Here is a 23,814-nt window from a genome sequence, read left to right as displayed (position 1 = left end):
ACGGATTGCGGGGTAGACCTACCGAGACACCGATTGCGAGGTATTCGACGATGGCCACTGGCGTGGGCCTGCGCGTCGCAGACGACGAGTCGGTCGCCGCAATCGTCACCGTGGGTGATGCCGAATCGGATTCCGAGTCACAGTTCCTGGTGCGGCCGTCGATCCTGCACATGAGCGACGACGGCGACACCGTCCTCGGTGGCACTCCGCCGCCCGGGCACACCCACAGCGTGCGCGGGTTCGCGAGTTCGGTCGGTGATCCGGCGGGCGTCCACGTCGACGACGGTGACGCGTATCGCGGCGAGGACATGGTGGCGACCGCGCTGTTCTGCCTGATCGAACTGACCGCGGAGATGGTGTCGGGCGCGGTCGAGGTCTACGCCACCCATCCGGGTGACTGGTCGGCTGCCCGGGTGGCCGCACTGCGGGGTTCGCTGGACTATCTGGGTCTGCGGGCGGTGGTGCTGGTCAGCGAGGCCGATCTGCCGAGTTCGCTGACCGCGGCGGGTGCTGCCTCGGGCCTGCTGCTGGCGCACGATGCGGCGCGAGCGGCGCTGGCGGCGGTGTTGTCGACGCCGGCTGGTGCGGCGGCGCCGGATCCGTCGCCGGCCGAGAACGCCCTGGATTCGACGGATGTGCTGCCGACGCTCACCGCTCCGCCGCCCACTCAGGCGTATTCGGTGGCGTTGCCGGAGACGACGGTGGTGCCGGCGGCCGCGGTCCCGGCCACGCCCCCGGCGCGGAGCAGGCGCCGCGGTACCTACCCGGTCGTGGCGGCGGCCGCGGTCGGTGTGCTGCTGGGCGGTGTGGCGGTGGCCGCGGTGCTGAATTCCCGGCATCCGGCGCCGGCGACACCGCTGCCCGGTGCGCGGCCGTCTTCGGCGGCGTCGGCGTCGCCGCAGTCGATCGCGACCGAACTGCCCGCGCCGGCGACCGAATCCGCGCCGCCCGGTGCGCCGTCGGAGGCGGCGGCGCCGGATTCGACGGTCGCCGAGCCACTTCCGGTGACCGAGGAGGCGGATCCCGGTGATGTCACTACGACGTCAACGGCGCCCGCTTCCACCGACGCCGCGGGCCCGCCGCAGAGCGTGCCGACGACGACCAACCGCCTCGGCCAATTACCCACGTGGACTTATCCTTTGAGTCCGATTCCGCCGATTCCGCCGCCGCCTCCGCTGCCCTCCCCACACTGGCAATACCCGTGACGCCTTAATGACCCCTTTCCGCGGTCGGTGCCTTAGAGTGGTGCGCTGACCCGTGTTGTCGTCAACGGCTCTTACCGAGCACGGCTCACCATCGCAGTGGGGGGCTTTGCCGGGCACCGGATCATGACCCACGCTGGACCCGGCACCTGTGGGTGCCTGACGAAGGGAACCCATGCTCGAGCTGCCAGTCCGCCGCGCCACCGTCTCGCCCGCGCGACGGGTGGCTGCGAAATCGGCTGCGGCCGCGCTAGCTTCCGCACTATTGCTGGGTCCTTCGCTGACTTCCGCGCCGGCCGGCGCGGATCCCGATGTGCCGGTCGCGCAGCTGACCGCGGACCAGCTGCCGCCGGAACTGGTGCAGGCCATTCAGCGCGACCTGAAGATGTCGCCCGCCGAGTACCTGGATCGCGCGGCGCGCGCGCAGGAGCTGCGCACCTACGCGGCCGACTTCCGCGCCCAGCGGCCCGACGACTTCGCCGGCGCCTGGCTGACTCCGGACGGTAAGCCGATGGTCGCGGTGACCTCCATGGACGCGGCGAAGGTCGCGGCCGCGGCCGGCTATCAGACCCGGCTGGCCCCGGTGTCGGCGAACCATCTGGAGGCGGCCGCCGGCCAGCTGAACGACTGGATCGCCCAGCAGCCGTTCGATCTGGGCCGGGCGATCAACTCGGTGGCGATCGACTTCCTGAACAGCCAGCTCGTGGTCATAGTGTCCAACAGCACGGTCGGTCAGTTGCTGAACCTGCCGACGCTGGTGGCCACGGTGAAGGTGGTGCTGTCACCGGACGGTGGCGGCCCGGTGGAGAACCGCCCGATGGGTGGCGACACGTACGTGACGGCCCCTATGGCGCTCGACGACCCGGCGCTGCAGCAGGTGACGGTGTGCTCGTTCGGTTTCAACGCGGTCGACCAGGCCGGAACGCCGCTGAATATCAGTGCGGGACACTGCGACCCGAAGGTCGACGGCACCGACCAGAAGGCGTCGGTGTGGGTGCCGAACCCGGACAACCTGGGTGCGAGCCCGCAGGCCGGTGACTTCGCGCGGGCGACGCTGGGCGGGAACACGGCGCTGGACTACTCGGTGATCAAGCTGACCGATCGCGCGGTGCGCGCGGGGATGGACCGGCCGTCGGTGCGCGGCGCCAACGGCACCACCCTGACCCTGACCGGGACGGCCGATCCGGTGGTCGGCGCCCCGGTCTGCAAGTCGGGCCAGTCGTCCACGTTCACCTGTGGTTTCGTGGTCGCCGACCATGTCGAGACGCAGCTGTTCACCGATTCGGGTGATTCCCGCACGATCCGCGGGTTCGCCACCAACGCCTGCACGCTCAGTGGTGACAGTGGCGGCCCGATCGTGACCGGCACCCTGGCGCTGGGCATCACGAGCGGTTCGAACACGGCGGAATCCGAGGACTGCAATGCGGCGAACCTGGATCTGGCGGCCTACGGCGGTACCGCGTCGCTCGGTATCCCGATCCGGCGGATCCTGGCCGATGTGGACGCCACGTCCAACGGCGGGGTCGGCGCGGGCGCGCAACTGCGGATCCAGCAGAACGCGGGCTGAGCCGTTACTTCCGGTGCCCGCAACAGCCCGTGAATTGTTCGCAAATACCCGGCGGACATGCGGTGATCCGTCCAGCGGGCCCTGTCACAATCCGGTCGATCGGTAGGCATCATGTCCACGAACCCATATAGTCGCCTCATGCTCCTGCCACGTACTCACTCGAGCACTGCGGCCCGCACGGCGCAGTCCACCCTACGCAAGGCCACGGTGGTGGCCTCCGCCGCGCTGCTGGTGGCCGGTCCGTTCGTCGCACAGGCGGCCGCCGACCCCGCTCCGGCTCCGGTCCCGTCGGTGGCACTCCCCGCGGACCTGGTCGACGCCGTCCAGCGTGACCTGAAGCTGTCCCCGGCCGACTATCTGCACCGCGCGGATGTGGCGCAACAGCTGGGCGCGTTCGCAGCTACCGCGCAGCAGCAGTATCCGGCGGTGTTCGGCGGCGCGTGGCTGGACCAGGCCGGCAACCCGATCGTGGGCCTGACCCACGGTGCGGGCGCGGGCGCGGCCCGCCAGGCCGCGCAGAACGCCGGTTTCCAGGTCCGGGACGTCGCCAAGTCCGCCGATCAGCTGAGCGAGGAGAAGGCGGCCTTCCAGATGTGGCTGACCGGTCAGCCGCACGACACCGCCGAGGCGGTGCGTGGCGCCGTGGTCGACATCGCCAACAACACCGTGGCCGTGCGCGTGGACAAGGCCGGCCTGCCGATGCCGAGTTTCATCGACCCGACGCGAGTGCTGGTGACTGCTCCCCCGGTCGTCGCGGAACCGATCGACGGTTCGGCCGTCGGCGTGAGCGCCGGTGGCGGTCCGGGCGGGTCGGAGGCCGCGGGTGACGGGTACGTGGCGCGGACGCCGGAGCGGTCGCTGCGGTGCTCGCTGGGCTTCAACGGCACCGACGCGAACGGCAATGTCGTGAACATCACTGCCGGACACTGCAACCCGAATGTTTCCACTGCCGGTACCGACGCCGCCGCGACCGTGTACGACCTGGTCGGTGACTCGACCGGCGTTCAGGTCGGCACGATCTCCCAGTCTTCGCTCGCCAACGAGGACTACTCGATCGTCGCCATCAACGGCGACAACGCCGGCCGGTTCAGCAACTCGCTGGTGCGGGTGCCGGGTCAGGCGCCGGTCACGCTGACCGGTACCGCGCTGCCGGTGGTGGGCGCGCCGGTCTGCAAGTCGGGTTCCCGCAGTGGTTTCAACTGCGGCACCGTGAACGCGGTCGACCAGGTCGTGCAGGTCGGCAGCCGCCAGATGACGCACAGCTTCTCGGCGAACATCTGCGCCGTGCAGGGCGACAGCGGTGGTCCGATCATCACCGGCACCTCCGCGCTGGGTATCTCGAGCGCCTCGTCGGTGCCGGACAACAAGATCGTCGGGCAGCCCGACATCGACCAGGTGCTGAACCAGTACTGCCAGGTCGCCGACATCAACGGCATGATCACCGGCAACACACCGCAGCTGTACGGGCAGCCGATCCAGGCGGTGCTGGACGAGAACCCGGGTCTGTCGATCCGCACCAACTGACATCTCACCGACGAAGCGAACGGCCGGTCGGTCCTGCGGGACCACCGGCCGTTCCGCTGTCCGGGGGGCAGCGTGCGGTGGGGTTTCGGCGGTGTTCCGGCGTTCCGATTGTTCACCGACGTCCGGCATCCTGGAGGTATGTGTCTGGTGTTGGCGGGGTGGCGCGCGCACCCCGAGTTCCGGCTGATCGTGGCGGCCAATCGCGACGAGTTCTTCACCCGCCCGACCGAATCGCTGCGCTGGTGGGACGAGTTACCCGGGATGCTGGCGGGCCGGGATGTGGGCGCGCCGTCCGGAGTGCCGGGCACCTGGCTGGGCATGCAGGCACAGGCGCGGCGGTTCGCGGCGGTGACGAATGTGCGCGGCCCGCGGGAGGCGCGGGCCGATACCCGCTCGCGAGGGGCGCTGCTGCTCGACTTCCTGGGCGGCGGCGCGGAACCGGAGAAGTTCCTGCGGTCGGTGGCGGCGGCGCCGGACGAATACAACGGCTACAACCTGCTGGTGTCGGATCTGGATTCGCTGTGGTGGCACAGCAACCGAAGTGCCATTGCCCCACTGGAACTCGGCCCGGGACTGCACGGACTGTCGAACAGCGCGGTGCTGGCGTCGCTGCCGGTGGGCGCGCGCGAGCCGCTGCGCACCGATACCGGCAGCGTGGCGTGGCCGAAGGTCGCCTCCGGCCTGACCGAGCTCGCTCGGGTGGTGGAGCACGATCCCGCCGACCCGGACGCCTATTTCACCCTGCTGGCCGACGCGGTCGTGGCACCCGACGCGGACCTCCCGCAGACCGGCCTGCCGCTGGACCTGGAGCGTTCGGCGTCGGCGCGCTTCGTGCACAACGACATTCACGGCACGCGCGCGAGTTCGGTACTGCTGGTGCGCGCCGACGGCTCGTTCACCATGGCGGAGCGGGTTTTCGGGCAGGGCGGCCGGCAACTGGGCGCGACCACCCTCATGGGGCGGCTCGAGCTCGCCGACTGACCGGCCGACGGCCGCTACAGCGCGTGCAGCCCGCTCAGCACGTCGAACGCCGTGTCGGCGGCGCCGTACAGGCCGCCGATCTCGGCGGCGGTGGGGTCGTGCAGGGCCGGATTCTCCAGGCTCAGGCCGTTTCCGAAGATGACGACGTTGGCGCCGACATCGGCCAGCACCAGCATGGGCCGGGTGGCGACGCCCTTGCCGACGAGCTGGTCCAGGCCCTCGCCGAGGAAGTAGAACCGCCACAGCGGTCCGAGATCCGCGTGGTACACATCCTCGGTCCGGTCGACGATCTCGTCTCCGGCGGCCGCGATGGTGGCGACGATCTTGAAGTAGTCGGCGGAGTTCTCGATCCGGCTGCCCATGGCCGCGACCGAATACGACAGGTCCACGGTCAGGTGCGCGTCGTACCCGGCCATCGCGACCCGGGCCGGTGAGATGTCGCAGCGACCGGCGAGGTCGAAGTAGTGCGCCCAGTGCGGTTCCACTGTGCCACCGGTGAATTCGGCATGCAGGTTCCGCAGGTACCGGCTCAGCAGGTCGAGGCTGATCGCGTGCGCGTAGTCCCGATTCTCGAACGCGCCCGGATCGCGCTGCAACGGCATCACCGCGTCCTGTTCGACGGCATCGAGCCCGATTCCGAAGAGCCCCCGCCGATCGCCGTGCGAGTTCAAGATCGCGGTGATCTCGTGCAGCCGCGCCACACCGGATTCCAACTGCGCCAGCGCATCTTCGCCAGCCGCCACTGAATCCGACAGCCGCGCTATGGAGTCCAGTTCGCCGTCGGACAACGGAGTTCCGCACACCGTCGCCGGAACCCCGACCTCATCAGCGGATGCCCCTGCAGGGGTAGCGAAAACAGCACCGACAGTGAGCAACAAGGCAACCCGGCCCCAGATCCGCATACCTCGGATCCTAGGGCCGCACCTCCGACCGTGCCCGCACGACACCTGTCCGACATCCATCGCCCCCAGCCGAATCCATCGTTGCCCCGGCCCGAGCACGCGGTGACGTACGCCTATCAACACAACACTCACCGACAGCGGGGCGCCGCGGTGCGGCCCTGCGAGCGTGCTTGCATCGAGCACATGCAGGATGTTCCACGCAAACGCACGGCACACCCGGCGATGGGGCGCAGCGGAGCCGAATGTGGTTGTCGCCGAGACGAGTCGAGCGGCCCGCCGGAGGGCGGACCGCTCGAGGTCGTTACGGCCCGAAGGCCTGGTGATCGCTAGTTGTCGCCGGCGGGGGCCGGGGCCGGGGCCGGGACAGCGCTGGTCCGCGAAGCGGCCTGGTCGCCACCCTGGGCGGCCGCCGCGGCGAGCGCCTGGTCGGTCCAGCGGGTGGTGCCCGGCGCGGCCCGCATGGTGTTCAGCAGATCGATGCCACTCGACATGAGCACCGGGCCACCGGTGAGCATGGTGCCGACGATTCCGCCGACCGCGGCGCCCGGCGCGCAGCCGACGAAGATGGTGAGGATGCAGCCGAGAGCCGTACCGACGAAGGTCCCGATCGAGGTGGCGAGGCCGAACTTGGTCGAGAAGTCGGCCATCGCCCGCTGGTTCTCGGTGTCGGAGGCGATGTCGCTGAGCTGCGCGGCCGCCGGTGCCTGACCAGCGGCCGGGGCGGCGGGGGCCGGGACGGCGAGCGCGTCGATCGGCGCGGACGTGTCGACGACCAGGCCGGTCGGGGCGGTGGGGACCAGCGCGACGCTGGCGCCGTTGTCGCCGATCTGCGGCTGCACCGGGATCTGGGTGCCGGCGAGGCGGAAGTTGAGCGGCAGCTGGGCGGCGAGCGCGCCGGTGGCGTCCTTGATGTCGAGGACCTGCTGGGCGGGAGCTTCCGGGGTGGCGCCGGGCAGGGTGCTCAGCGCGAAGGTGCCGCCGGCGAGCTTGGCGACCACGGTGTGGTCGACGAGCTTGACCGAGTAGGCGATGTCGGCCGGTGCGGGTGCGGGCGCTGCGTGCGCGGTGCCGAAGCCGACCGCGAGCGCGCCGACCACCAGGGCCGCGGCCGCAGTGGAGCTACTGAGCTTCATTCAGTTGATCCAATCCGTCATCAGGTTCGGGCTGTGTCCGCGTTTCGCCTGCGCGCGCCGGGCTGACCTGGCGCAGCCGGAGGCTGTCGAGCCTCCGAACCCTCCCCGAGCGAGGCGATTTCGCGGACAAACGAGTGGGTCCGGATGCAGCGTAGTCGAATGCGCGTCCAGATGCGAGACGCCTTTTCCCACAACAGGTCTGTTGACCAGCAGTCTTTCCGGTCGGCATTGCACCTTTTGCCGATTCCGCCCGGCCGCGCTAGTGCGGATTCCGTGCGGGATAGCGTGAAATGTCTCACAGACAATGCTGGTCAGGGCCGGTTCAGCTGCGGCCGGAGACCTGCGACCATAGAGTCACGCGGTAAGTTACTAGCGAGTAACTTAACGATCGTTACGATACGTGCAACCGAGGCGGCATCAGCCCTGCCGCCTCAACGCACGTCGAACCGAAGGAAGGTCGCGACATGAATGCCCTGACAGTGACGCTGGGCACCATAGGAGCGCTGCTCAGCTTGGTGGCCTGGGGCTCCTTCGTCCTCGGCGTCGGGAAGATCGTCAACGTGATCCGGGTGGGCCAATCGGCCCCGGACCGCTGGCGGCCGTTCATCCCCCGCTTCAAGACGATGCTGGTCGAGTTCATCGCCCACACCCGGATGAACAAGTTCCGGACCGTCGGCTGGGCGCACTGGCTGGTCATGTTCGGCTTCATCGCCGGCGCCCAGTTCTGGTTCGAGGCCTACGGCCAGACCTTCAAGCCCACCTGGGCGTGGCCGATCGTCGGTGACCAGTGGTGGTTCCACCTCGGCGACGAGATCCTGGGCATTGCCACCGTGGTCGGCATCGTGACGCTGATCATCATCCGCCAGCTCAACCACCCCCGCGTCCCGGCCCGGCTGTCCCGCTTCAGCGGTTCGAAGTTCGTCCCCGCCTACGTGATCGAAGCGATCGTCCTCATGGAGGGCATCGGCATGATCTTCGTGAAGGCCGGTGTGCTGTCGCTCGAGGGCGAGTACGAGTGGACCGACTTCCTGACCGGCCCGCTGTCGACGATCATCCCCGCGAACGTCACCCTGATCTCGATCTTCGCCTTCGTGAAGCTGATCTCGGGTATGGCCTTCCTCTACTTCGTCGGCCGCAGCGTCACCTGGGGTGTGGCGTGGCACCGGTTCGCCGCGTTCTTCAACATCTACTTCAAGCGCGAGAAGGACGGCTCGGTCGCCCTCGGTGCCGCCAAGCCGATGATGTCGAACGGCAAGGCCCTCGACATGGAGAACGTCGACGCCGACACCGACACCCTGGGTGTGGGCAAGTTCGAGGACTTCTCCTGGAAGGACATCCTCGACGTCACCACCTGCACCGAGTGCGGTCGCTGCCAGTCGCAGTGCCCCGCGTGGAACACCGGTAAGCCGCTGTCGCCGAAGCTGCTGATCATGTCGCTGCGCGACCACGGTTACGCCAAGGCGCCCTACCTGCTGGCCGGTGGCCGCAAGGACATGGGCGGCGACGAGATCGGCCTGGTCGACGCGGACGGCAAGCCGAACGAGGCCGCACTGGCGAAGATCTCGGCCGACGCGCGCGCCGAGGCCGAGCGGCCGCTGGTCGGCGGCGAAGACGTCAACGGCATCATCGACCCCGAGGTGCTGTGGAGCTGCACCACCTGTGGTGCGTGTGTCGAGCAGTGCCCGGTGGACATCGAGCACGTCGACCACATCATCGACATGCGCCGCTACCAGGTGCTGATCGAGTCGGAGTTCCCCTCCGAGCTCGCGGGTCTGTTCAAGAACCTGGAGAACAAGGGCAACCCCTGGGGCCAGAACGCCAAGGACCGGATCAACTGGATCTCCGAGCTGGACTTCGACATTCCGGTCTTCCAGCAGGACGCCGACAGCTTCGACGGCTACGAGTACCTGTTCTGGGTCGGTTGCGCCGGTGCCTACGAGGACCGCGCCAAGCGGACCACGAAGGCGGTCGCCGAACTGCTCGCCACCGCGGGCGTGAAGTTCATGGTGCTGGGCCAGGGCGAGACCTGTACCGGTGACTCGGCTCGCCGTGCCGGTAACGAGTTCCTGTTCCAGCAGCTCGCGCAGCAGAACATCGAGATGCTGAACGAGGTGTTCGACGGTGTGCCGCAGGCGAAGAAGAAGATCGTCGTCACCTGTGCGCACTGCTTCAACACGCTGAACAACGAGTACCCGCAGGTCGGTGGCACCTACGAGGTCGTGCACCACACCCAGCTGCTGAACCGCCTGGTGCGGGCCAAGAAGCTGGTGCCGGTGTCGCCGGTGACCGAGAAGGTCACCTACCACGACCCCTGCTACCTGGGCCGGCACAACAAGGTCTACAACGCTCCGCGTGAGCTGATGGAGGGTGCCGGCGCGGTGCTCACCGAGATGCCGCGCCACGGCGAGCGGTCCATGTGCTGTGGTGCCGGTGGTGCCCGCATGTGGATGGAGGAGAACCTCGGTAAGCGGATCAACATCGACCGGGTCGACGAGGCGCTCTCCACGCTGGACGGCGGTAACTCGCCGTCGATGATCGCGACCGGCTGCCCGTTCTGCCGCGTGATGCTCACCGACGGTGTCACCGCCCGCAAGGACTCGGGCGAGATCGGCCAGGCCGTCGAGGTCGTCGATGTGGCGCAGCTGATGCTGCAGTCGATCGAGAAGGTCGCGCCGGAAACCCTGTCGGAGAACCTGAAGGTGATCCAGCAGCCGAAGGCCGCCCCGGAGCCGGAAGCCGAGCCCGAGCCCGAGGTGGTCGCGGAGGCGGCTGCTCCGGCCGCCGCGCCTGCGGCGAAGCCGGCCGGTGGTGGCCTGGGTATGAAGGGTGCCGCCAAGGCACCGGGTGGCGGACTCGGCATGAAGGGCGCCGCCAAGGCACCCGGCGCCAAGGCCGCGGCTCCGGCCGATGAGGCCGAAACCCCTGCTGCCGCACCGGCTCCCGCGAAGGGCCTGGGCATGAAGGGTGCCGCCAAGGCGCCCGGCGGCGGACTGGGCATGAAGGGTGCCGCCAAGGCACCGGGCGGCGGACTCGGCATGAAGGGTGCCGCCAAGGCCCCCGGCGCCAAGGCCGCTGCCCCCGCCGAGGCCGAGGCTCCGGCCGCCGCCGAATCCCCGGCTACCCCGACCGCCAAGCCCGGCGGCCTGGGCATGAAGGGTGGCGCCAAGGCACCGGGCGGCGGACTCGGCATGAAGGGTGGCGCGAAGGCCCCGGGCGCCAAGCCCGCCGCCGCGCCGGCCGCCGCCACCCCGGCCGAACCGGCCGCTCCCGCAACGGAATCCGCCGCTCCGGCCCCGGAATCGGCTGCGACCGAAACCAAGCCGACCCTGCCCGCCAAGGGCCTGGCCATGAAGTCCGGCTTCAAGCGCCCGGGCGTCAAGGCTCCGGGCGGCGCGGCTCCGGCAGCGGAAACCGCCCCGGCACCGGCCGAATCACCGGCCGAGGCTCCCGCATCGGCCGCCGCGGCCCCCGCGGCACCGGCCGCCACCGACGGCAACGGCAACGGCGCGGCCGCCGCCCCGCCGGCGGCCAAGCCGGGCGGCCTGGGCTTCAAGTCCGGCGCGAAGGCTCCGGGCAGCCGCAAGAGCTGACCCGAGCCGCCCACACCGACAACTCGGCCCGGCCGTCTTCGGACGGCCGGGCCGAGTTCGTCACTGCCGGTACCCCCAACGCGACCGCCGTCGCCGACCCGGCGACCGAATCCGCGGCGATCAATTCCGCCAGCGGAATTCTCGTGACTCCGTTACTGGTCGCCACCGCCGCGCTGGCCGTCATCGCCTGCGGTGCAGACACCCTGTCGGGGAAGACATGCCCGTTGAACAGCCCCGGGCTGTGATTTCGTATCTGGGCCACACCGATCGGACCGGCACTGCACCGCATCCGCCGTCCCGATCCGCACGCCGCGGATTCGATCCCGGTTCCCCGCTCGATCTTGAACTTGCCCGGCCTCCGGCCGAGTGGACCGGAAATAGCAGCTCCCCCAATCGATCTCGCCCCCGTGTGTGGCTACCCGCCCGTAACCTGGTATGGGCCCGCGCCCACCGCGGGGTTCGACGCGAAAGGGGTTCTGCCATGCGCAAATTCGTAGTCGCTGTTTCTGCCCTCACCCTATTGTTCACCGGAATCGGCACCGCCGCAGCCGATCCCGTCACGACACAGACGGCGGTCACGCAGCCTGCCGCCGATGCGTCCGGGAGCGTCGATCCGGCCGGCATCCTGAACACCCTGTCCGCACTCGGCGCCGGCCCGGTCAGCCTCAGCGGCACCGCGAGCACCCAACTAACGAGCAGCGGCAGCCTCGCTGAGGCCGGGCAGTTGGGCGGCCAGCTCGCGGGCCTCGGGCACGTAGCCTGGTGCTTCGCCAGCGCGGCCTTCTCCGCCACACCCTGCGTGTAATCCCAGGCCGACCGTCACCGAACAGCACTGTGGGTGGTACCGCTGAATCGCGTTACCACCCGCAGTGCTTTCCACTCCCGGCGGTACCCCCCGGTGCGCAAACCCGGCCCTATCTGAAACATCTGCGATTAACCTCACTCATTGCTTCTCTGCCGCGTTGAAAGAGGTTGTCCTATGCGCACATTCGTTGTCGCGACCGCCACCACCGCACTGCTGGTCGCTGGAATCACCACGGCCACAGCGGATCCGATCGCCCCCACACCAGCCGCACCGGCGGTCGCCACCGAAACCGCCGGCACCACCACGGGCAGCGCCGACCCGTTCGCACTGCTCTCCGGCGTGTCCTCCCTACCCAACGCCATCTCGTCCACGCTGTTCGAGCCCTTGCTCATCGGAGGCGCCGTTTTGGTGGCCACCATCTGTATGGCGAGGAATCTGTCCGGGACACCGACGACTCCCACCGCGTGTTTGCCCATCTGACCCGACGCGAAGCGATCCCCGTTGCCTCCGGTCAGGCAACTTGTCCACTGCGGACGCCGTCGATCGCATCCATGTGACGCCGGCACCACGTTCGGTGAGCGGAGTCCGAACGCGGTGCCGGACCGTCCTCCGCACAGCGGCGCAGCTGTGGCACCGGCAGCGCTGTCACTTCGAGGCCATCTCTATGCCCAAGCCTCCGACCTGCGGAAAGTGACCGGATTCACCCTCGCGGACCCGTTCGAAAGTTCCGAAACAACAACCGTTCACACAACGCTCGACTACCCTGCCTGGTGCTTCACCTCCCGCGTGGAGCGGATCGAAACGAGGTTCGAGCAGTGGCACACAAACTCATCCGACCCGCCGGCATCGGGCTCGCCGGTGCCGCCGCGGCACTCGCCGTCGCGACCGCGGGCCCGGCGGCGGCCGACGTGAGCGCGGCCTACATCAACGTGGTCGGCACCACCTTTGTGACCGGCCAGACGTACACGATCCAGGTCACCGTGCCGCCCGGGGCTTCCGCGACGGTTCAGGACACCACGTCCGGCGGGGCGCAGACGAACCTCCTCGGTATTGCGCACACCGCCACCGCCGACTCGACCATCGCGACCCTGCAGTGGATCCCGAGCAACCCTGGCACGCACGGCATCTGGGCGACGGTACTCAGCACGAGCGTCTCGACCGGCACGGCCATGGTGAACGTCACCGGCACCACAACCGGCAACGGCACCGGCAGCGCCAACTACGAGTACGGCACCGGCAGCGACACCACCAGCCTGAAGGCGCTCCCCGTCATCGGCCCGATCCTCACCGCACTCGGCTTGTAGGACACGCGTGACCGGCCCGCCCCGTCGACTGTGCAGCGGCCCGGTCACGCTCCCGCCGCGAGTGCGGCGGTGATGACCACCGACAGCGGTGGCACGGTTCCCGCCGCCACCGGCGGGACGACCCAGTAGCACCCTTCCCGGGTCCAGCGGCCGAGCCCGGTCGGCAACATGACCGCGCTGCCCACGCCGGGCAGTCCGATGTCGTGCCGGCCCAGCTCGGCCTGCACGTCGTCGTCCGGGCGGCCGTCGGGGGTGACCAGGAAGCTCCATCGGATCTGCCGGGCCAACATCGGCCCCTCCAGGTTCCGGCCGATCAGGGCGATCCGGACCGTTTCGGCGCGCGCGACCGGCAGGTGCACGACTCCGACGCGAGCGGTGATCGGCAGCATCACGAAACCGCCGCGCTCGGCCACCGGTAGCTCGAGCTCGTGCCGGTAGTAGTGCACCCATTTCGTCACGGTCCGCAGCTCGTCGGACATCGCGTCCTCCCTCGGTCCCTCCCAGGGTCCAGCGATGCGGGCGATGTGTGAATCGCCCGCCCGCGCACCTTGCACTGCCCTTCCGCTGCCCCTCGTCCCGCAGATCGCAATGCCCCTGATACCAGGTCGGTTTCGGGTGTGGCCGGGCTCACCGCCTGCTCGTACTCTGGACCTCGAATGCGCGCGGAAGGGATGACATCGTGGTCCGGCAATGGTCAGGCAGGGAGGCCCGTGCGCTCCGCGATGCCAAACGAATGAGTATCCGCGAGTTCGCCGCTCATCTCGGCGTCCACGAACGCCTGGTGTCCAAGTGGGAGGCCGGCGGCGCCCGCGTGCATCCGCGGCCGGTGAATCAAGCCGCACTGGACACTTCACTCGCGAGGTCCGACGAGGTCGTGCGGGCCCGGTTCGCGGAACTGATCGATGTGACTGCCGATCGATCCGCGTCCGATCTGCAAGCGCCCCGGGCGAATTCGGTGCGCGCCAGTTATTCGAGCGACGCGGAACTGTTGGCACTCGTCGACTCCGGTGCGATGAGAGGTGATGCGTCAGCGGCTATTTCGGAGAGGGATCTGATCATGGCGGCTGCCCACGAGGCGAGCGAGCATGCCGGTCGCGCGGAGGCGACGAATGTCGGCCCGACGACCCTCGAACAGCTCGACGCCGATGTCACGCGCATCGCGAACGATTACGTGCACGTGCCACCGGTACCGATGATGGTGGAGATGCTGCGGGTGCGCCGACGGGTGTACCGGCTACTCGAGGGCCGGCAACGGCCCGCGGACACCGGACATCTCTATCTGCTGGCGGGCACGCTCTCGGGCCTGTTGGCGAATGCCAGCACCGATCTCGGCCATCACGACGCCGCCGGTGAGCAGGCTCGCGCGGCGTGGGCGTACGCGGAGTTGTGCGGGCACAACGGTTTGCGCGCGTGGACGCGCGGCATGCAGGCGCTGATCGACTATCAGGCCGAGCGCCCGCGTCGCGCGGTGCTGCTGGCCCAGCACGGGCAGCAGTACGCCGAGTCGGCGACGGCGCAGGTGCGGCTGCACAATATCGAGGCCCGGATCTGGTCGAAGCTGGGTAGTACCGAAGACACCGAACGGTGTGTGCGAGCCGCGGACGCGGCCCGCAGCGGCGGGGTGACCGACACGCTGCACGACGAGATCGGCGGGGTGTTCGGGTTCACCGAACCGAAGAGCCACTACTACGCGGGCGCCACCTTCATTCATCTCGGCCAGGCCGAGCAGGCGCTGGCGGCCACCCGCCGGGCGATCGAGCTGTATGCCAGCGGTCCGGTGGAGCAGCGTTCGTACGGCGCGGAGGCGCTGGCCCGCGTGGACAACGCGACCGCGCATCTCATCAACGGCAGCCTGGACGGCGCGGCGGAAGTGGTCGGCCCGGTGCTGGAGCTCGCCGAGGACAAGCGCATCGCCCAGCTGGAGGAGCGGCTGACCGGCCTGCGGCACCGGCTGGCGGGCCCGCGGTTCCGTACGGCCGCGCAGGCGCACGCGCTCGACGAACGGATCGAGGAGTTCTGCGGCGCGTCCGCGGGGCGGGAGCAGCTCGCGGCCCCGCACCCCGGCTGACCGAACGGTCGACGCGGTCCCCGCCCCGGTCACGGCACTCTTCCCGCAAACCGGAACCAGATGTCGGCGCATATCACCGTTCGCCGGTTGCGCGCCGATGGCACGATGGTCCGGTGAGCCCTAGCAATCACCCCTATCGGCCGGCACGCCCGCTGGAGCAGTCGACCAAGCTCCAGAACGTCCTCTACGAGATCAGAGGGCCCGTTCACGCGCACGCCGCACGGCTGGAGGCCGAGGGGCACCGCATTCTCAAACTCAATATCGGCAATCCGGCGCCGTTCGGGTTCGACGCCCCGGACGTGATCATGCGCGACATGATCGCCGCGCTGCCGTACGCGCAGGGCTACTCCGAGTCGAAGGGCATCCTGTCGGCGCGGCGTTCGATCGTCACCCGCTACGAGCTGGTTCCCGGCTTCCCCGAGTTCGACGTGGACGACGTGTACCTCGGCAACGGCGTGTCCGAGCTGATCACGATGACCATGCAGGCGTTGCTGAACAACGGTGACGAGGTGCTGATCCCGGCGCCCGACTATCCGCTGTGGACGGCCATGACCAGCCTGGCCGGCGGTACGCCCGTGCATTATCTGTGTGACGAGGGCAACGGCTGGCAGCCGGATCTGGCCGATATCGAAGCCAAGATCACCGACCGGACGAAGGCGTTGCTGGTCATCAACCCGAACAATCCGACGGGTGCGGTGTATTCGGCGGAGGTGCTGCAGGGTCTGGTGGATCTGGCGCGCAAGCATCAGTTGCTGTTGCTGGCCGACGAGATCTACGACCGCATCCTGTACGACGACGCCAAGCACACGTCGCTGGCGACGCTGGCGCCGGATCTGCTGTGTCTCACATTCAACGGGCTGTCGAAGACGTACCGGGTGGCGGGCTATCGGGCGGGCTGGCTGGTGATCACCGGCCCGAAGGAGCACGCGTCGGGTTTCATCGAGGGCATCGATCTGCTGGCGTCTACTCGCTTGTGCCCGAATGTGCCTGCGCAGCATGCCATTCAGGTGGCGCTGGGCGGGTATCAGAGCATCGACGATCTGATCCTGCCGGGCGGGCGGCTGTTGGAGCAGCGGGATGTGGCGTGGGAGCGGCTGAACATGATCCCGGGCGTCTCGTGTGTGAAGCCGCGGGGTGCGCTGTACGCGTTCCCCCGGCTGGATCCGAATGTCTACGAGATCCACGACGACGGCAAACTGGTGCTCGACCTGCTGTTGCAGGAGAAGATCCTGGTGGTGCAGGGCACCGGGTTCAACTGGCCGCATCATGATCATCTGCGGATCGTGACGTTGCCGTGGGCGCGGGATCTGGCGGTCGCGATCGAGCGGTTCGGGAACTTCCTGTCGAGCTACCAGCAGTAGGGCCTTAGGCCCCTAAACAGACCGGAAGTCTGAATACGAACCACTTTTCGATACCTCCTAGCGCAAACACGCTCTGTTTGTGTACAGTAAGACTCGGCACTCGGAAGTGCCCCGGCCGAGCCGCCTACCCCCCCTGGGCCGCTCGGCCCTGGACCTGGCGCCGCCTACCCCCCCTGGGCCGCCGGGCTCCCGGGCGGCGGAGACATCCCCCTGCTCTCCGCCGCCCCCTCTACTTTCCCCGCAGCTAGCGGACCTTTTCCCACTCGGGACTCACCCTGGCATTCACAGCCGATCCGGCTAGTGTCTGTGCGGTGAGCCACCACCATCATCACCACGACCACTCCGGCCCGATCCCGATCGGCGCGACCGCCGCGCGCGTCGTCGTCGGACTGCTGGGCGGGATCCTGGTGCTGGTGCTGGCCGGCGCGGTGTGGTTGTGGCCCGGCAAGGTCCACATCGACATCCCGCTGCCGATGCAGAACGGCGGCGGGGGCGCGGTGGTCACCGAAACCGGCCACGTCGTCTCCCAGGACATCGGACCGTGCGGCAGTCCCTCCCAGGGCAAGGCCTTCGACGACACCCCCGCCCCGCCCCGCGCCGGCTACAACTGCCAGCGCAGCACCGTGGCGATCGACTCCGGCCCCGACCAGGGCCGCCACACCCTGCTCGAAATCGCCCCCGGCCCAGGGCAACCCGACCTGCACGCCGGCGACACCATCCGGCTGGTACGACAGGACGACCCGTCCGGACAGCGGCTCTACGCCTTCGACGACTACTCGCGCGGCGCGCCCCTGACCTGGATCGTGGTGGCGTTCGTGGTGGTCATCGTGGCGGTGGCGCGCTGGCGCGGCCTGCGCGCAGTGCTCGGCCTGGGCATCGCGTTCGGGGTGGTGGTGCTGTTCATGTTGCCCGCGCTGCTGGACGGCAAGCCGGCGCTGCCGGTGGCCGTGGTCGCGGGCGCGCTGATCCTGTACTCGGTGCTGTATCTGGCGCACGGGGTGAATCTGCGGACCAGCTCCGCGCTGCTGGGCACCCTCTCGGCGATGGTGCTGGCGGCCGTGCTGTCCTGGCTGGCACTGGACCTCACCCACCTGACCGGGCTGTCGGAGGAGGCCAACACCAACGTCGCCACCTATCTGCAGCACGTCAGCATCACCGGACTTCTGTTGGCGGGCTTCATCATCGGCTCGCTGGGAGTGCTCAACGACGTCACCATCACCCAGGCGGCGGCCGCGTTCGAGCTGGCCGGACTCGACGAGGAGGCCTCCCGCCGCGAGATCTTCGCCGCCGCGATGCGAGTCGGCCGCGACCACATCGCCAGCACCGTCTACACCCTGGTGCTCGCCTACGCAGGTGGCGCGCTTCCCCTGCTGCTGTTGTTCAGCGTGTCGCAGCGTTCGTTCTCCGATGTGCTGACCAGTGACGCGGTCGGCATCGAGATCGCCCGCGCCGCCGTCGGCGGCATCTGCCTGGCCCTGTCGGTCCCGCTGACCACCGCGATCGCGGTCCTCCTGGCCCGCCCGCTCGGCTACCAGCCCGGCGAGGGACCTGAAGATGATGCCGCACACGACGATTCGAGCCACCGGCACGCCCACCACGACGAGGACGACCGCCCGGTCGCGGCCGCCCGCCGTCTCGAACCGGCCGGGTACGCCACCGCCACCCCGCCCTACCCGGCCACCGGCAGTTTCGCCCCCGTCCGCCCCGCGCCGCCTGCCGAGGCCGGATTCCGTTCCCCCAGTGGCGGTTTCGACGGCTTTGCGGCCGAAAGCCAAGTCGCCCAGCCCGAACCCCCGCCCGCCGCCGGGCCCCGCACCGGCCGCCACCCGCACGTCGGCTACGGCACGGGCTCCTACCCCTACGTCCGCCTGCAGCGCCCCGGCAGCCGCCCGGATCTCGAAAGTTCTGACACCACAGCGAATTACGACCAGCAGACCAGGCGTGTCGAACGACTTCCCGCCGACCCGACGCAGCCGGGCCACCAGCAGCAGCCCGACCCGGAGTTCGGCTGGAACCCGCCGCCCGCCACCGGACCGAACACCGGCGAATATCGCTGGGGGCGGCACGGTTACGCGAACGACGACTACGACGGACGCTGACATCAGCCGATAACGAGCTCCCGATCTTGTCGGCGATCGGAGGCCGATCACTCGCCATCGGACCGGCCGATCCCGCTCAGTCCGCCTGCGGGCCGAGTTCCTTGTCGAAGCCTTCCTCGATGCGGGCAAGGAAGTCGGTGATCACCATGAGTTCCTCGACCGTGTAGGCGGACAGAGCGCGCCGCCAGGTGCCGAGCAGGGGCCCGTAGAGGGGGGCGATATCGGCGCGGGCACGGGCATCGTTCAGATGGATCAGGACCCGGCGCCGATCGGTGGGATGGCGGACACGCGTGACGAATCCCGCATTCTCGAGCCGGTCGATCAGGCCGGTCATGGACGCGGTGGTCAGGCCGATGAGTTTCGCCAGTTCACCGGACGTGCGCTCGCCCGACTGCAGCAGTTGCAGTACCTGCATATCGGTGGCGTTGATGCCCAAGCGTGCGGCGGCACTCTGGTTCATTCGCATGCCGCGTTCGACCGTTCGGCCGGTGCCGGCCAAGGCAGCGTCGATCAAATCCGCCTTCCTCGTTGACATCTCGCATACCTCTCGTCATCCTTGTTGCTAGGAATCCTAGCAATAAGGATTCCGTTCGTTCATGATAGTCAATCGAAGGACCGTGCGAGTCATGTACCGATCACCACTTCCCGCCTTGCCCCTGGTGGCCGTCGCCTGCATCGCCGCCGCCCCCGCGGCCGTCGCCCAGCCCGGCTCCGGCGCGGCCTACCTCGGGCGCTGGAACTACGACTTCCCCGACCACTCGACCATGCTCGACTACGCGACCGAGAACATCCCCGGCGCCCCGGACGCGCCACAAATCGGCGACATCATCTTCACCTCGTCCGCCACCGGACGGGTCACCGGCCGCACCGACGTGGGCTGCACCTGGGAATTCGCGCCCACAGCCGACGGACTGACCCTCGACCCGCCCAACCAGACCTGCCACAACCCCACCTTCGGCTACACCTACACCACCACCGCCTGGACCGTTCGAGTGCACGGCGACAAGGAAACCGAATCCATCACCGCGGTCAGCCACCACCAGGACACCGACTACACCTTCACCCTGCAACACGGGGCGCGGACCAGAGTCCCCGAGGACGACCCGGATTCCGCCGAAGCTTTCGAGGGATCCTGGCACGACCCCCAGCAACCGGGGAATGTCACGCTCACAAGGAATTACGGCAACCGGCTGCTCGCCCGCACCGACGACGGCTGCACCTGGACCCTCGTCGCCCGCGGCGACACCGCCAAACTCGACCCGCCGGTTCAAACCTGCACCGCAGGCGATTCAGCTGTGACACTGACCTTCTGGACCATTGCCGACTCCGGCGACCACCAGTTCTCGACCATGGTCGGCACCGACGCCAACGGTGGTCCCATCAGGATCAACAGCGAACTCACCCGACAGTGAGGGACAAGCCGGCCGCGGCCTGAACCTGGAGCACCGCGCCGGACCGGCCGGGCAGGCGTACACCGCCGGCCGCGTCGAAGCCGTTCAAGCGCAGATCATCTGCGCCGAACTGGCGAACATCGCCGAGGAGATCACCACCGAACTGGAATCGCGCATCGTGGCCTATGCCGAGATGGCCGACCCGGCCCCCTGAAGCGCACCCGACCCGGCACCCGAAGCGGTGTAGCCGGATGCAACCACGACGGCTCAGCCCGTGCGCCCGACCTCGGCTACCATGCTGCGCAGGTTCTGGGGGAGGAAAGCTATGCAATCGATGGGTGCGGGGGACCAGCGCACGGCGGGCCGGTACGCGCTCCTGGCAGTGATCGGGGCCGGGGCGATGGGTCGGGTTCTGCTGGGCCGCGCGCCCGAGGGCCGTTTCGTGGCGATCAAGCAGATCCACGCCCACCTGGCCCGCGACCCCGAGCTCCGCGCGCGCTTCCGCCGCGAGGTCGAGGCTTCTCGCATGGTCACCGGCGCCTACACCGCCGGCGTCCTCGACGCCGACCCCGACGCGGAAGTGCCCTGGCTGGCTTCGGAATTCGTTCCCGGCCCCTCCCTGCGCGAATTGGTCGACCAAGAGGGCCCACTCCCATTGCGAGGCCAGTGGCTCCTCGCCACCGGCCTCGCCGCCGCCCTGTCCGCGATTCACCGAGCCGGCCTCATTCACCGCGACCTCAAGCCCGGCAACGTCCTCCTGGCCACCGACGGCCCCCGCGTCATCGACTTCGGCATCGCCCGCGCCGCAACCGAATCCGCCGACCTCACCGGTACGGGAACCGTCATCGGATCCCCCGCCTACATGTCCCCCGAGCAGGCCGAAGGCCGCGAACTCACACCGGCGAGCGACGTCTTCTCCCTCGGCGCCATCCTGATCATGGCGGCCACCGGCGAAAGCCCCTTCGTAGCAGCCTCGACCGCCCAGTCCCTCTACCGCGTATTACATTCGAACCCGGATCTGTCGGGGGTCCCCGAGCCCCTTCGCGCGGTCACCCAGGCCTGCCTGGCCAAGGACCCTGCCGAACGGCCCACTGCGACACAGCTTCTCGACCATTTGTCGGCCCGACGGACAGTCGATCCAGGCTGGCCCGCCGCGGTGCACGAGATGATCGTGCACCGCCGCGCAGCTGCGGAGACAGCTGCGGCAGCCGCTGCCACCGGCGAAGACCCGGCCCGGATCGCACCGGTGCGCAGTGGAAAACGACTGCGGTGGGCGGAGATCGGCACCGCGGCGGGGGGCGTAGCGGCGGTCGCGATCGCCGTCGCGGCCTTGATCGTGGGAATGCGCCCGGTCCAGGGGACGGCGGTCGCGGGCACCGAACCCTTGCGAATTGCTCTGACCGCCGACAGCTTACGAACCGTGGATGCCTGCGGGCTGATGACCGACGCGATTCCACGGACCACCGGACTGGTGAAGCGAACGAATTCCCGTCGCACCTGGGCGAACTGCACCACACAGTACGACGGGCCGAACGGCGGCGTGAACGCGACACTGCGGCTCGCGGAGCTCGACGTACCGTCCCATCTCCCGGAGGCGGCCCGGGTCGCCGGGGCACCGGTCTACGAGCAGCCGGACCCGAACGACAGTGAGAAGTGCACGGAATCCGCTCGCGTACTGGACAACCCGAAGGCCGTGGTCCAGCTGACCGCATCGGTCAGCGGCGCCGCCGGCTGCCCGACCACCATGGCGATGTTGAAGGGCACGATCGAGCGGATGGCCGTCGCCGCCCCACACAGCGGGAACCCAACGGGCTCGTTCCTGTCTCTCGATCCGTGCAGCATGCTCAGGCCCGCCGATGTGGCCGCAGCGATCGGCGAACCGGCGCCCCCGGCGATGGCGACAGCCTTGCACCGCTGTGTCGCCGAGGGCCGGACGGTCTCCGTCACACTCGATTTCGGTGATATCGACGATGTCAAGAGCGAGAACGGCGTGACGGATACCGAGGTCCACTACGGCAACCACGGCGGCGACGGCACGGTGCGTTCACTGCCGACGCCGCCGGGCGTGACGCCGATGTGCTTCCGGCAGGGGCGGCGCTATGGCGACAAGACCGACCGCGAATCCGTCGCCGTGACCGTCCGCGCCCAGCCGGGTGCCACGGTCGATTGGGCCACGGCCTGTACGGAAGTCGACTTCTTGTACAACGCAATCGACCCCAGGCTCCCGCAATGACCAGTACCGAACTACCGGCGGCCGTAGGCCGCTACCGAGTCGCGGCTTCACTCGGCGAAGGCGGGATGGGCCGAGTGCTGCTCGGCATCGGCCCGGACGGACGCTACGTCGCGATCAAGCAAGTTCACCCACATCTGCTGGGCACCAGGGAGTTCCGAGAGCGCTTCCGCCGCGAGGTGACGACCTCCTCCCAGGTGTCGGGCGCCTTCACCGCTGCCGTGGTCGATGCCGATCCGGACGCCGACCTGCCCTGGCTGGCGACCGTATTCGTGCCCGGCCCGTCCCTGCACGATGCGCTGCAACTCTTCGGCCCGCTGCCGACGCCCGCGCTCTACGTGCTGGGCGCCGGCCTCGCGTCGGCCCTGCTCGAGATCCACCGAGTGGGCCTGGTGCATCGAGATCTGAAGCCCTCCAACGTATTGCTCGCGGCCGACGGTCCGCGGGTGATCGACTTCGGCGTCGCCCGCACCCTCGAAGCCAGCGAACTCACCCATACCGGCGCGGTGATCGGGTCGCCCGCCTTCATGTCACCGGAACAGGCGGAGTCCGATCGGATCGGCCCGGCCAGCGACGTGTTCTCGCTGGGTTCCGTCCTTGCCGCTGCCGCCACGGGGCGCAGCGTATTCGCGGGCCCGTCGACCCCGCTGACCTTGTACAACGTGGTCTTCCAGCAACCCGACCTCACCGGAGTCCCGCCGGAACTGATCCCGATCGTCACCGCCTGCCTGGACAAGCAGCCCACCGGACGCCCTACGCCACAACAGATCCGGGACTTCTTCGCGGTCGCCACGCCACTCGGCCGGCCGTGGCCCGACGCGATCCATCAGCACATCGCCGACGAGGAGCGGCGCCTGAGCACCCTCGCGCGGCCGGACGCGACGATCATCCGCACGGTGGTCGATCCCGGTCCCGCAACGCCGGTTGTGAGCCCACCGCCGGCGACCGTTCCCGAACATCGCCCACGGCAACGACTTCTGATCGTGCTCGGCGCGATTGCGCTCTGCGCCGTCATGGCAGCGGCGGCAGCCTTCGCCCTCACCAGAGGCGGCAGCGGTAGTTCGACCGCCATGGCGACCTCGACCGCGGCAGCTACGACGACAGCGACCATCGTGTCGCCGGACAAGCTGTTCGACCCGTGTACGGCTATCCCTCAATCATTTCAGAGCGCGCACACCTGGGAATACAAGACGCCGGATAACTTCGCCTATTCCTCCGGCGATTCACAAGGGTGCGATTTCTCCTCCCAGAGTCCGCGCTACCAAATTACAATTCAAACCACACACACGATGATTGAGGCGGCCGCGACAAAAGACCAGGGCCCGCTTACCCAGATCGACATCGATGGGCGACGCGCCGTCCGCACTCCCGATACCGGAACGACACCGCACGAGTGCCAAGTATTCGTACGCATGCGAGGTGGATCCTTGCTGTTCCTATTGATGGAGAGCAGCGATTCCCCCGCCGACGCCTGCGCGATCGCCGTCGACATCGCATCCGGCGTGGTGCCGATGCTGCCCCCGGACAGCTGACTCGGCTCCTTGCATCGCCTGGCTGAGAGGCACCCGATATCCGGGTAGACGCCTCGGCCCGAGGATCGCTGACGGGTCGCAAGACGCCAAGCAGGGCATTGCGGCCGCTGGTAGTCTGCTGCACA

Annotated in this window: 18 protein-coding genes and 1 pseudogene; 15 read left to right on the top strand and 4 right to left on the bottom strand. The window is 68.9% G+C overall.

What is annotated here, in order from left to right; genetic code table 11:
• Positions 1-50 precede the first annotated feature (50 nt).
• The 4 genes from EBN03_RS29055 to EBN03_RS29040 all read left to right on the top strand — a co-directional run bounded on the left by EBN03_RS29055 (position 51) and on the right by EBN03_RS29040 (position 5,274).
• A complete protein-coding gene (locus tag EBN03_RS29055; protein WP_122191347.1) occupies positions 51-1,205 on the top strand; it encodes a hypothetical protein in 1,155 nt (384 codons plus the stop codon).
• 172 nt (positions 1,206-1,377) lie between these two features.
• Complete coding sequence (locus EBN03_RS29050; RefSeq protein ID WP_199743014.1) at positions 1,378-2,769, top strand: S1 family peptidase; 1,392 nt, start codon at positions 1,378-1,380, stop codon at positions 2,767-2,769.
• Positions 2,770-2,907: 138 nt separating this feature from the next.
• The gene (locus EBN03_RS29045; protein ID WP_122191346.1) at positions 2,908-4,293 is read left to right on the top strand and encodes a S1 family peptidase; all 1,386 of its coding nucleotides are present in this window, start codon (positions 2,908-2,910) and stop codon (positions 4,291-4,293) included.
• A 138-nt stretch (positions 4,294-4,431) separates the two neighbouring features.
• Complete coding sequence (locus EBN03_RS29040) at positions 4,432-5,274, top strand: NRDE family protein (RefSeq protein ID WP_122191345.1); 843 nt, start codon at positions 4,432-4,434, stop codon at positions 5,272-5,274.
• Positions 5,275-5,288: 14 nt separating this feature from the next.
• On the opposite strand, the gene EBN03_RS29035 is transcribed toward EBN03_RS29040, so the two are convergent.
• Together EBN03_RS29035 and EBN03_RS29030 are read right to left on the bottom strand one after the other, a co-directional pair.
• Positions 5,289-6,017 carry a DUF5995 family protein gene (locus EBN03_RS29035; RefSeq protein ID WP_233608709.1) on the bottom strand — a complete coding sequence of 243 codons (729 nt, stop codon included), beginning with the start codon at positions 6,015-6,017 and terminating at the stop codon, positions 5,289-5,291.
• A gap of 485 nt (positions 6,018-6,502) precedes the next feature.
• Positions 6,503-7,309 carry a hypothetical protein gene (locus tag EBN03_RS29030; protein WP_199743013.1) on the bottom strand — a complete coding sequence of 269 codons (807 nt, stop codon included), beginning with the start codon at positions 7,307-7,309 and terminating at the stop codon, positions 6,503-6,505.
• A gap of 464 nt (positions 7,310-7,773) precedes the next feature.
• On the opposite strand from EBN03_RS29030, the gene EBN03_RS29025 reads away from it, so the two are divergent.
• The 4 genes from EBN03_RS29025 to EBN03_RS29005 all read left to right on the top strand — a co-directional run bounded on the left by EBN03_RS29025 (position 7,774) and on the right by EBN03_RS29005 (position 13,008).
• Positions 7,774-10,899 carry a (Fe-S)-binding protein gene (locus tag EBN03_RS29025; RefSeq protein WP_122191344.1) on the top strand — a complete coding sequence of 1,042 codons (3,126 nt, stop codon included), beginning with the start codon at positions 7,774-7,776 and terminating at the stop codon, positions 10,897-10,899.
• A gap of 481 nt (positions 10,900-11,380) precedes the next feature.
• Positions 11,381-11,704: a hypothetical protein gene (locus tag EBN03_RS29015; protein ID WP_122191342.1), complete on the top strand. Its 324-nt coding sequence runs from the start codon at positions 11,381-11,383 to the stop codon at positions 11,702-11,704.
• Between the two features lie 174 nt (positions 11,705-11,878).
• Positions 11,879-12,184 (top strand): hypothetical protein, encoded by a 306-nt coding sequence (locus tag EBN03_RS29010; protein ID WP_122191341.1) that lies wholly within the window; start codon positions 11,879-11,881, stop codon positions 12,182-12,184.
• A gap of 335 nt (positions 12,185-12,519) precedes the next feature.
• Positions 12,520-13,008: a hypothetical protein gene (locus tag EBN03_RS29005; protein ID WP_122191340.1), complete on the top strand. Its 489-nt coding sequence runs from the start codon at positions 12,520-12,522 to the stop codon at positions 13,006-13,008.
• A gap of 44 nt (positions 13,009-13,052) precedes the next feature.
• Here the strand turns inward: EBN03_RS29005 and EBN03_RS29000 are convergent, their stop codons facing one another.
• Positions 13,053-13,487, bottom strand: coding sequence for a hypothetical protein (locus EBN03_RS29000; RefSeq protein ID WP_122191339.1), 435 nt, complete (start codon positions 13,485-13,487; stop codon positions 13,053-13,055).
• Between the two features lie 254 nt (positions 13,488-13,741).
• Here EBN03_RS29000 and EBN03_RS28995 point away from each other — a divergent pair, with 254 nt between their 5' ends.
• The 3 genes and pseudogenes from EBN03_RS28995 to EBN03_RS28985 all read left to right on the top strand — a co-directional run.
• Positions 13,742-15,076: an XRE family transcriptional regulator gene (locus tag EBN03_RS28995; protein WP_122191338.1), complete on the top strand. Its 1,335-nt coding sequence runs from the start codon at positions 13,742-13,744 to the stop codon at positions 15,074-15,076.
• Between the two features lie 113 nt (positions 15,077-15,189).
• A complete protein-coding gene (locus EBN03_RS28990) occupies positions 15,190-16,437 on the top strand; it encodes a pyridoxal phosphate-dependent aminotransferase (protein ID WP_122191337.1) in 1,248 nt (415 codons plus the stop codon).
• A 473-nt stretch (positions 16,438-16,910) separates the two neighbouring features.
• Positions 16,911-17,975: pseudogene (locus EBN03_RS28985) on the top strand (YibE/F family protein); the annotation flags it as partial.
• Positions 17,976-18,612: 637 nt separating this feature from the next.
• Here EBN03_RS28985 and EBN03_RS28980 read toward each other — a convergent pair.
• Positions 18,613-19,071 carry a MarR family winged helix-turn-helix transcriptional regulator gene (locus EBN03_RS28980; RefSeq protein ID WP_122191335.1) on the bottom strand — a complete coding sequence of 153 codons (459 nt, stop codon included), beginning with the start codon at positions 19,069-19,071 and terminating at the stop codon, positions 18,613-18,615.
• Between the two features lie 91 nt (positions 19,072-19,162).
• Here EBN03_RS28980 and EBN03_RS28975 point away from each other — a divergent pair, with 91 nt between their 5' ends.
• The 4 genes from EBN03_RS28975 to EBN03_RS28960 all read left to right on the top strand — a co-directional run bounded on the left by EBN03_RS28975 (position 19,163) and on the right by EBN03_RS28960 (position 23,689).
• The gene (locus tag EBN03_RS28975; protein ID WP_122191334.1) at positions 19,163-19,948 is read left to right on the top strand and encodes a hypothetical protein; all 786 of its coding nucleotides are present in this window, start codon (positions 19,163-19,165) and stop codon (positions 19,946-19,948) included.
• Positions 19,908-20,141, top strand: a complete 234-nt coding sequence (locus EBN03_RS28970) for a hypothetical protein (RefSeq protein WP_122191333.1) — start codon at positions 19,908-19,910, stop codon at positions 20,139-20,141. The genes EBN03_RS28975 and EBN03_RS28970 overlap by 41 nt, the downstream gene beginning before the upstream one ends.
• Before the next feature lie 111 nt (positions 20,142-20,252).
• Positions 20,253-22,160, top strand: coding sequence for a serine/threonine-protein kinase (locus tag EBN03_RS28965; RefSeq protein ID WP_158675772.1), 1,908 nt, complete (start codon positions 20,253-20,255; stop codon positions 22,158-22,160).
• A complete protein-coding gene (locus tag EBN03_RS28960) occupies positions 22,157-23,689 on the top strand; it encodes a serine/threonine-protein kinase (protein WP_122191331.1) in 1,533 nt (510 codons plus the stop codon). Before EBN03_RS28965 ends, EBN03_RS28960 begins: the two co-directional genes overlap by 4 nt.
• The last annotated feature ends 125 nt before the right edge of the window (positions 23,690-23,814 follow it).

The sequence above is a fragment of the Nocardia stercoris genome (genome assembly GCF_003696265.1).
GTDB lineage: Bacteria > Actinomycetota > Actinomycetes > Mycobacteriales > Mycobacteriaceae > Nocardia > Nocardia stercoris.
This window is presented reverse-complemented; position numbering and strand designations above follow the sequence as displayed.